The organism is Eubacterium sp. MSJ-13 (assembly GCF_018918235.1).
In the GTDB taxonomy this organism is placed as follows: domain Bacteria; phylum Bacillota; class Clostridia; order Lachnospirales; family Lachnospiraceae; genus Butyribacter.
Genome location: NZ_JAHLQE010000150.1, coordinates 1 through 9,866 on the forward strand (window position 1 = coordinate 1; position 9,866 = coordinate 9,866).

The window sequence follows — 9,866 nt, forward strand, 5'->3', positions numbered from 1 at the left end:
CATCGGAACTCCCGGCAAAAGGCTTGCAAAGGTGATTTCCCTTTCCTTTACGAGTACAGAATTGTAGATTGATGATTTTGTATGAATAAGGAGCGAACTGAATTGAACAAAGGAAATGTTATAGAAATTAGATGTAAAAAATGTAAAAAGAGATTTTTTGATTACTTGATAAATGATGATAAAAGCAGCGACATGGAAGTTGTGATGAGTGGAATCAGTCTTAAATGCGAACGCTGTGATCGCGTTATGGTTATGAAGAAGTATACACAGGGATATTTAATCAGCCATAGCAAAAATGGAGTATTTAAGATATAAATTGAATTATGGCTCACCTGATAAGGGCGGCATATTTCGTAAAAGCTACACAGAGTGTAGTGAAATAATGTCAAGCACCAGAGACGCAGGGAAATAAGGTAACTTAGTTACTTTGTTTCTCTGCGTTTTGTTTTTTGTTATGTAAGAAATTGTTATATTTTCCAATGTATTCAGATGATATTTAGAAAATGCAAAATTTGTCGCAATGTGTTGACAAAACTGGATAAAAATGGTAATGTACAAGTTACAATTGAATATTGAGAACTGTCTAAAATCAAAGGAACAAATATTAAACTTAAAGAAATGTAATTTAGATTAATAAGAATGAATATTTGAAATGTATAAAATGGTTTAAAAATATGCCGGAAAAATTGATAGAAGAGTGATAGAAAAAAGATTAGGCAAAGTACGATAGAAGTTTTAATACATATTTGATTTAATAAAGAAAAAATTTAAAGACTTACATAACAAAATTAGAAAATTTTAGAAGAGTAGAAATTTAGACTTGAGAAGATTTTGTGTTTTGTTGTGGAGGTCTTTTTTTATTTACCTCCACGAAATTTAGAGAAAAGGAGGTGAAGCAGAACATGGAAATCCAAGATGAAGTCTTTGATGCAGAGCAGATGGGCAGGCAACTGAAGAAACTGCGTAATGCATCAAAACTCAGTCAGGAAAGATTTGCAGAGAGACTGGGGATGAGTAGAGACACAATCTATAATTATGAAAAGGGAAAAACAGCTATACCTCATGATCTCATAAAGAGACTTTGTCAGGAATTCAATGTATCTGCTGATTATTTCTATTTCAATATAGACAAGCCTCTGATAGAACCTATAAATATATCAGACTCATTTGATAGAACACTGCAGGAATGTACTGATTTTGAAAAGCAACAACTTATGGACATGTTGAATATTATACGAAGGAAACCAGTTGCAGTATAAAATGCGTAAAATCTTACGAAGAAATATTGATATTTCGGAAGGACGCTCCGTTTTTGGATGCGTCTTTTTTTTATACAATTTAGTCATGGTTGATGACCAAGCATGACAGGAACACAGATTACTGAATATAAGAGCAAACGAACACTGAATGCTGATCTGTCATTGACCATGATTGATCTATGACAACAGAATAGGACACGCATATCCCACGAGCTTATATCGCCTTGTCTATGACAGGGTGGCAGAATCCCATTTCGTGCGATGACTATCCTCGGAGCTGCAGCCGATTATGAGAAACGTGACAGCAGGAGCCTTTAAGGATAAGAGCAGAGGGTTGTGCCTACCGGATTAGCAGCCGGAGGTAATGAGATAATAAGTGCACCTGAATTTCAGCGAAATGCATTTTCAGAGAGTGGCTACTTTCGTAAGTCCAGATGGGCAGGAAACTACGAAGTGTTTGTGGCTGGCAAAGGATATGTTACCCGGACAGGGGAGAACCGAGAGGTTGGGAAGATTTTTTATCTTCCCACACAAGCTGATTTATGGTCACCGACAGAAAAGAAATGTTTAGGTGTGATGGTGTGGAGAGTACAGATAAGTCAGCTTATGTGAGGAGATAAAGTGTGCACAGTATCAAATCAATATTATTTATAAGGAGATTTTAAGATGGAAAGAGCAATTATATATTATGTAAAAACAGGATTAGAGGCTACAGATCATTTTGTGCCGGCGCTGCTTGAAAAGTATTGTAAGGATAATGGCTATGAAATTGTAGCTATGCTTTCAGAGCCTGCTTCTACAGAAGGAGTTTCATTTCCGATGAAATATGCCTTTATCGGCTTAAATATGGAAGAAGATATTAATATAATCATAACACTTTCAAAGGATATGATTGGTGCAACAGATGAGACCGTTATTGATACACTTGGAAAACTCAGCGAATATGATATCTATGTGGAGGATATTAATGGAGAACTTGAAGAGTGTTATGAGATGATGTACAAAGAGCCTGTTCAGGAAAGTGATATAAGAGGGCTGGTACTTGATACGGTATCAAAGTTCTATCATAACATCAGGGACGGCAGATAGGAGGCAATATGCAGGATTCCAGAGAAAAAAAGCAGTGTCTGATATTTGTAAGGAATAATGCAAATGATACAGCTGACCGTATCGAGGCATATGCAAAAAAGTCCGGCATGGAAGTTGTTGAGACAATTTTTAATACAGATAAAAAAGCAGTTGAACGATTAAGATATTATATTGAAAGAGATGCCATTATCTGTGTGTTGGTAAGAGATGTGGTAGACATTTCAATGGAACTTAATGAGATTAAAGCTGTAATGACACTTGCAGCGGAACATGAAATCAGTATTAATACAGAGAGCAGGGGCTATGAACCTGCTCTCATTTCTTTTGAATGATATGACAGAAGAAAATCGAAAATTAAAACTGATTATATTTCCGGGCGAAACAGTAGTGATTGATGAACATGGGAAACGGATTGTTGCCTGTCCGACAGAGGATGAGGCAGAAGAATATATCAGGGAACAGGAGGAATGACATAGATGAAACTGAGCAGGGGCGATATTGTTATTGCAAATCTGGAGTCAGTAAGTAAAGGGAGCATTCAGAAGTATACAAGACCTTATATTATTATCTCAAATAACAAGGCAAATCAGTATTCACCGGTTGTCACAGCAGTAGCCATGTCCACAAAAACATGGAAAAAGAAATATCTGCCAACCCACTGTCCAATACCGGCTGCAAAGGTAAAGGTTACTGACACAGATTTTGAGGTATTTGACAGTATGGCATTATGTGAGCAGATTGTATCCATTGATGTAAATGTCCAGATTGAGAGGGTAGTTGCTTCAATTTCAGATACGGAACTACTTGATAAGATTACTGAATGTGTAAAAATCCAGATTGGGGCATATGAAAAGTACAATTAAATATTACCGGGGCATTTGCTCCGGGTTACATAGCCACCTGTATTTTATGGGTGGCATTTTTACTGAAAGGGGGATAGATTTTATGACAGCAGAAGAATACAGAGCATTGCTTGATACTGATTTTAGCGATGTCAAGATTAATGAAATGCCCGATATGGCATCTTATCATGCTGATTTGAATGATACGATTGAAAAGAGACAGCAGAAGTTTATAAGAAAAGTTGGAAATCCCTATATGATGAGAGTGGGAAAGATGAAAGTTAAAGTAAGCTTTGCCAATAATGGAGTTTCCATAGAAGAAGCTTTCAAGAATATGCTGCTTACAGTTTAGAATCTTTTTTCAGAATCATATGGAAAATGAGAGGGAGTTGTGCTATGATATGTTCAAGGACTAAATGAATATGGCATAACTTCCTTTGATATTTTAGTTGGGTACATCTGACGTAGAATATTTAAAGGAGTGTTGCGATATGAGTAAACAAATCTCAAAAATCTATCATGCAGCCATCTACGTTAGATTATCTAAGGAGGATGGCGATGTTTCTACCAGCGCAAAAGCTGAGAGTAATAGTATTTCAAATCAAAAGGATTTCATCCGAAATTTCCTTGCAGACAAAAAGTACATTAGAATAGTTAAAGAATATGTGGATGATGGTTATTCCGGCTCTAATTTTGACCGTCCGTCTTTTCAGACGATGATGGAAGATATTAAGCGAGGAGTAATTGATTGTGTGGTGGTAAAGGATCTTTCACGTTTTGGACGTGAGTATATTGATTCAGGTCGATACATCGAAAGATTATTTCCGGCTCTTGGTGTAAGGTTTATTGCAATCAATGATAACTATGACAGTGTGACTGGAAAGTCACAGGGTGATGAGATTATTATTCCGTTTAAAAACCTGATCAATGATGCATATTGCAGGGATATCAGTATAAAGATACGAAGCCATTTGGATGTAAAGAGAAAAAATGGTGAGTATATCGGTGCATTTGTTCCCTATGGGTATGAAAAATCGGATGATGATAAACATAAGCTGGTTATTGATACTTATGCAGCCGGTATTGTGAAGGAAATTTTTCGGCTAAAGCTTCACGGAATGAGTCAGGATGCAATAGCAACACAGTTGAATAATGAGGGTGTGCTTGCACCTATGGAATATAAGCAGAGCACAGGGAGCGGTTATCAGACCGGATTTTTACAGAATGAAAAATCGGTATGGAGTTCAGTCACGGTCCGTAGGATTCTTGAAAATGAGATTTACATTGGAAATCTTGTTCAAGGCAAAAGAACAACACCAAATCATAAGGTTAAACAGGAGGTTGTTAAGCCGGAAGCTGACTGGATAAGAATTGAGAAAAACCATGAGCCGATTATAAGTAACAGGGACTATGAGATTGTTCAAAGACTGTTAGGAATGGATACGAGAATCTCTCCGGATTCCGATGTGGTCTATAATCTTTCAGGTATTGCAGTATGTGCAGACTGTGGTTCACCAATGACAAGAAAAATTACAACAGCAGGTGATAAGAAATACGCTTACTATATCTGCTCTAATCATAAATTGACAAAGCAGTGTTCACAGCACTCAATATCAGTATCGTTATTAGAGGGTACGGTGCTTGAAATGCTAAAGCTTCATATCAAAAACGTAATGAATCTGGAAGAAATACTTGATTATATTGGAACAATTCCTTTCCAGCAGCTTGATGTAAAAAGTCTTGAAGCAAGAAAACAGAAAAAACTTGAGGAAGTTGAGAAGTGTAAAAGACTGAAAACTTCACTGTATGAAGATATGAAGGACGGAATTCTTACTAAAGAAGAATATCTTGAACTTCATGAGGCATATCTGAAAAAAGCAAAAGAGGGAGAAGAAATAATTCGCCAGATTGAGAGAAACATTGCTTTAATTCTTGAGGAGAAGGATGATAAGCATCTCTGGATGAATTATTTTACCGAATACAAGGATATTAAGGAACTGACCAGGGACGTGGTTGTAAAACTGATTTCTGAGGTAAGGGTTTCAGAGAATAAAGAGATTGAAATCGTATTTGACTTTGATGATTGTTATAAGAAGTTATTAGAATCAGTCGAAAAACTTGGTTATCAAGTAGATAAAGAACCGGGTGGACAATTAAATATCAGCAGAAGGGAGGCTGTGTAATATGGCAAGAAAAAGCAGAAAAAATATGATGCTACAGGAAAACACAGCCTTACCGGATAAAGAGAAGAAGGTTCTTTTTAAGGCTGGATTATATGCAAGACTGTCCCATGAAAAGGAAGAGAACATTGAGAGAGGGACAATCGAAACACAGATGGAACTTATGAAGAATTATGTCAAAGATCACGAAGATATTGTAATTGAAGAGGAATATTATGATGCTTCCTTTACCGGTACTAATTTTGAAAGACCGGATTTTAAGCGAATGCTTGAGGATGCAAAAACAGGAAGAATTAACTGTATTATTGTTAAGGATTTATCGAGACTTGGAAGAAACTATGTGGAGATGGGGAACTACATTGAAAGAGTGTTTCCTTTTCTCAATGTAAGATTCATTGCTGTTACGGATGATTTTGACTCGTTCAGACCTGGCACAGACCTTATGATGCCTTTGAAAAATATCGTAAATGAGTTTTATGCAAAGGATATTTCCAAGAAAGTTTCAACTGCACATCGTAGAAAATGGACTACTGATGAATATATGTGCGGTTTTGCTCCATATGGATATCTGAAATCCAAGACGGAGAAGAACAGAATTGTTGTGGATGAAGCAACTGCTGGAAATGTCAGGCTTATTTATAAATTGTTTTTAGATGGCAAAGGTTACACACCAATTGCAAAATATCTGAATGAGCAGGGAATAATGTCACCATTGATGTATTTAAAATCTCTTGGTTACCAGCAGAATGTAAAAACCAATGGTGTATGGACCAAAACAACAGTTAAGTCAATACTGACAAATCAGGCATATATTGGTTCGGCGGTGCATGGGAAAGTTGTAATTGAGAAATACAATAATATTCCACTCCATGCAACAGATCCAAGTGAATGGGTCATTGTTGAAAATACGCATGAGCCGCTTGTTGACAAAGAGACATTTGAAAAGGCACAGGAAAGAGTAAAGGAAATCTCGGATGCTTATTTTGCAAAAGAGTTTACAAAACACCCACCTAATGAAATGAATCTGCTAAAGGGAAAAATCGTATGCGGAGACTGTGGCAAGGGAATGAGACTAAGAGAAACTATAATCCGTTTTATTATTGTGGTGTGTGTGGCAGAGCTTTAGCACCCAGCAAAAGGGTAAAAGGTGACATTCTTCTTTGTTACTCGTCAAGAATTGAGGAAAATTCTCCATGCAAAAACAACAGGGTGGAAATTGCCAAGGTTGAAGATGCAATCATAAAAATTGTAAATATGTATGCAACAGCTTATCTGGATGAGAAAGGAATAAAGAAAGCTGGTAAATCGAAAGAAGTATCTCCGGAAGAAAAGATTGCAACACTTGAAAAGAAGGTGAAGAGCCTCAGCAGTAAAAAGATGATGTTGTATTCTGATTATAAGGATGACAAGCTCACAAGAGAAGAGTATGTCAAGCGTTCAAAGGCGATGGTGGAGCAGATTGATGAATTGCATCAGGAAATCGAACAGCTTAAAACAGAAATACCGCCAGAAGATAATTCTTCTAGTAAGTTTGAGACACAGTTAGAAAGTATCATCAATATGGAATCTTTTGACAGAGAGAAAATCCAGAAGGTAATCAAAAAAGTGATTATCAATGGAGAGGACAATATAGAGATTGTATGGAATACAGATGATCCATTTTTCAAGTAAGATGGATGCTTATGGAGTTTGGAGTGTCGAGAAAATATGGCACTCCTTTCTTCTGCAGGCATAAGTATTGCTTTCAATATACAGCGATAGCAGGTATAATAGAAAGTGGTATTTGAGGGTACAAAAAAATCAATTTTTTTTGGTCTGGGGTTGACACGAGCAGGAAATGGTCTGCCTGACTTTGGTTCTCTCAAGCCATTGTGCGATGCACTTGATATAAGTGTGAATGAGTTGCTGGCAGGTGAGGATATATCTTCCGATACATATGCTGTGAAAGCGGAGGAAAATATTATGAGTTTATTTAAAGAGAATGAAAAACAGAAAAAAGGAAATAGGATAAGTATAGTTATGGGAGCAGTTTTTACAGGACTTGCGTTACTTTTATGGATATATCTGCTGGGAGAGACAGGAGTTAGTGCGGGAATGTATTTTGATGTACCATCTGTGGTGCTGCTGGTATTGGTGTGTGGTGCAGGTGTGTTGTTTTCGGGTGTGCATGACAAAAGGGAAATTCCATTTATTATAAAGAAAATGGTTATTCCGGTGGGAACACTTGACTTTGTATTTCAGAGCATAATCGTCTTTTACAGCAGAATAGACAATATGGTAACACTTATGATAAATCTGTCTGTTTGTATGCTGACATTATTTTATGCTCTTATAATATATCTGATAATGGTACCAATTTGCCACAGGATATCGAGAGAAGACAGGCTTAATGATAAATGAGAAATAGGCTTGCGTAAGAATTATCCGCATATTATACTACAAAATGTAGAGGTTAGAATTTTGTAGAAGGAGAAGCACAAATGAAGCAATTAAAAGAAGAACTGGATTTACTATTGAAGAAAACGGGAAAGGCCGAAAAAATAATAGAAAGAGCTAATGGAGAAAAATCGGTTTTTCCTTTTAGTTCAATGGGAAAAGTTATGGCATATCTTTTGGCAGCAGGAATTATATCCTATGACGAGTATCTTAAATTGGACAGGGAATATACCGAGAGGAACAAGTATCTGTATTTATTTGGATTGGAGTATGCAGGGATGAGATTATTTATTGGGTACTTACAAGTGGGGAACTTTTAAAAACCGGTAAATTAGGTTCACAACATAGAAATGAAAATACAGGTATTAAAGGTATAGATGTTTTTGAGGGACAAGTTTTTATGACAGAGGATGAACTAAAACCATTTTCAGTTCAACAACATGAGATTTTTGATATTGTATATAAAAAGGGAAAAAAGATTTAAAGATTATACAAACGCTCAATACTACAGAATAATAATTTTGTAATATTGAGCGTTTAAATTATGAAGTTAGAAACATATTTTCATTGTCAATGGCATTTTTTATAATATTTTTTTCATTATCTGAAAGATTCCAGAGTCCAAATATAATATCATCAAGTTTATCATATATTATATAAGTTTCATTATCAGTGCAGCCTTGTATTAAAATATCGGTTAATTTTATGATTTCATTTTGCTTTTTTTCTGACACTATAGGTATTGGTATATGTTCGATATGGTTTCGTAATACCTTGACAGAATTAAATTCCTTTATATATACAAACTGTGCAATTCGTGAATTTAGGATGGCAAGTATATATTTTATATGCAGCCCATCAATTTTAGGAATTACAATATTGCAACTATTGAGAGAGAGAGTCTGCTTATTATCATAGGCAAAAACAAGCTGGTTACATATGAAACGGTAAAGCAGTTTTTCATGAGCACGATACATTTGGACAGGTGCTACCTGCTGAAAGGATTCAGGGGTAAATATAATATAATTATCTGTTTGGTTTATATGGTACTTACTGATGTCTGAACCTTTTAATATCATTTCATTGTCGGCTGTTTTAATATTGGAAATATACTGTTTATTATTTCCGGTTACTATACCAAGTGCAAAATCTGAATTATCTTTGAGAGTTGTGATACCAGGGTACTCTTTGATTTTTTTCAATACAGAATATTCATTATCAGTTGTATTAAATGTAAAATTATCAGCATTGATTTTTCTATCAGTTTTTATTGTAAAATTGTGTGTATCGTTTTTAATAGTGGTATTTACAGTTGACAAGTGTTTGCCTGTGTATATTAAATCTAAAATTACACAAGGACATTGTACACCGTCAAAAGCATTTCCTAAAAATTCGATATAGTTAATTGAACTAATCTGTAAAATTAGTTTTCTTATGTTGATATGTGATTTCACATTTAATATAGCTTCAGGGACAATATAAGCTATATGACCATCAGGGACAAGATTATTAAATGCTTGTTCGATAAAAATGTCATAGGATTCAATGTTTTTTCCATTTACAGCATTAAACTTTTTTGTAAGACTTTTTTTCATTTCATCTGAAAAGTCAAATCCCCATGGAGGATTACCTATAATAAAATTAAATTTATTGTTTGGAAAAGAAGTCAGATAATCCTTATTTGTTATATGCTCACATATAATATCAGAAGAGGCATTGGGAAATTTGAGAGCCATATTTATGCGTGCTATCTTTACACTTATAATGTCTATATCATTTCCGTATATATTCTCAAAATTGCATATTTCTGGAAGTTGCAAAAGGAAATTACCCGTTCCGCAGCAAGGATCAAGAATAGTGTCGGCAGGTTGGAAATTCAATCCGTTAATATGTTTTTTAACAATAGCTGTAGGTGTGAAATATGAACCTGTAGCTTTTCGATTTCTGATATTTTTACATGAAATATAGATAAGTCCAAGTATATCCTCATTTTTTTCATATACATAATTTAGATTAAAAAGTGAAGGATATTTTTTACAAAAGGTAATGGCTTTTTTTTT

Annotated in this window: 14 protein-coding genes; 13 read left to right on the plus strand and 1 reads right to left on the minus strand. The window is 35.2% G+C overall.

Features of this window, described 5'->3' with window-relative positions; all coding sequences use genetic code 11:
• Positions 1–102: 102 nt before the first annotated feature.
• The 13 genes from KQI69_RS09305 to KQI69_RS10525 all read left to right on the plus strand — a co-directional run bounded on the left by KQI69_RS09305 (position 103) and on the right by KQI69_RS10525 (position 8,126).
• Complete coding sequence (locus tag KQI69_RS09305; protein WP_243279633.1) at positions 103–315, plus strand: hypothetical protein; 213 nt, start codon at positions 103–105, stop codon at positions 313–315.
• A gap of 587 nt (positions 316–902) precedes the next feature.
• Positions 903–1,259: a helix-turn-helix domain-containing protein gene (locus KQI69_RS09310; RefSeq protein WP_216565109.1), complete on the plus strand. Its 357-nt coding sequence runs from the start codon at positions 903–905 to the stop codon at positions 1,257–1,259.
• 336 nt (positions 1,260–1,595) lie between these two features.
• The gene (locus KQI69_RS09315) at positions 1,596–1,871 is read left to right on the plus strand and encodes a hypothetical protein (RefSeq protein WP_216565116.1); all 276 of its coding nucleotides are present in this window, start codon (positions 1,596–1,598) and stop codon (positions 1,869–1,871) included.
• Positions 1,872–1,925: 54 nt separating this feature from the next.
• Positions 1,926–2,348: a phosphoglycerate mutase gene (locus KQI69_RS09320; protein WP_216565110.1), complete on the plus strand. Its 423-nt coding sequence runs from the start codon at positions 1,926–1,928 to the stop codon at positions 2,346–2,348.
• Positions 2,349–2,356: 8 nt separating this feature from the next.
• Entirely contained in the window at positions 2,357–2,680 is a 324-nt protein-coding gene (locus KQI69_RS09325) for a polysaccharide deacetylase (protein WP_216565111.1), read from the plus strand.
• Entirely contained in the window at positions 2,652–2,819 is a 168-nt protein-coding gene (locus KQI69_RS09330) for a hypothetical protein (RefSeq protein WP_216565117.1), read from the plus strand. Before KQI69_RS09325 ends, KQI69_RS09330 begins: the two co-directional genes overlap by 29 nt.
• A 5-nt stretch (positions 2,820–2,824) precedes the next feature.
• Positions 2,825–3,211, plus strand: coding sequence for a type II toxin-antitoxin system PemK/MazF family toxin (locus KQI69_RS09335; RefSeq protein WP_216565112.1), 387 nt, complete (start codon positions 2,825–2,827; stop codon positions 3,209–3,211).
• Between the two features lie 82 nt (positions 3,212–3,293).
• The gene (locus KQI69_RS09340) at positions 3,294–3,542 is read left to right on the plus strand and encodes a DUF6870 family protein (protein ID WP_015559318.1); all 249 of its coding nucleotides are present in this window, start codon (positions 3,294–3,296) and stop codon (positions 3,540–3,542) included.
• 139 nt (positions 3,543–3,681) lie between these two features.
• Positions 3,682–5,373 carry a recombinase family protein gene (locus tag KQI69_RS09345; protein ID WP_216565113.1) on the plus strand — a complete coding sequence of 564 codons (1,692 nt, stop codon included), beginning with the start codon at positions 3,682–3,684 and terminating at the stop codon, positions 5,371–5,373.
• Between the two features lies 1 nt (position 5,374).
• The gene (locus tag KQI69_RS09350; RefSeq protein WP_253289080.1) at positions 5,375–6,496 is read left to right on the plus strand and encodes a recombinase family protein; all 1,122 of its coding nucleotides are present in this window, start codon (positions 5,375–5,377) and stop codon (positions 6,494–6,496) included.
• Between the two features lie 83 nt (positions 6,497–6,579).
• Positions 6,580–7,041, plus strand: coding sequence for a hypothetical protein (locus KQI69_RS09355; protein ID WP_253289081.1), 462 nt, complete (start codon positions 6,580–6,582; stop codon positions 7,039–7,041).
• Positions 7,042–7,146: 105 nt separating this feature from the next.
• Positions 7,147–7,770 (plus strand): hypothetical protein, encoded by a 624-nt coding sequence (locus KQI69_RS09360; protein ID WP_216565114.1) that lies wholly within the window; start codon positions 7,147–7,149, stop codon positions 7,768–7,770.
• A gap of 80 nt (positions 7,771–7,850) precedes the next feature.
• On the plus strand, positions 7,851–8,126 hold the full coding sequence (locus KQI69_RS10525) for a hypothetical protein (protein ID WP_253289082.1): 276 nt from the start codon (positions 7,851–7,853) through the stop codon (positions 8,124–8,126).
• 222 nt (positions 8,127–8,348) lie between these two features.
• Here the strand turns inward: KQI69_RS10525 and KQI69_RS09370 are convergent.
• On the minus strand, positions 8,349–9,866 hold a 1,518-nt coding region (locus KQI69_RS09370; RefSeq protein WP_216565115.1), incomplete at its 5' end, for a TaqI-like C-terminal specificity domain-containing protein.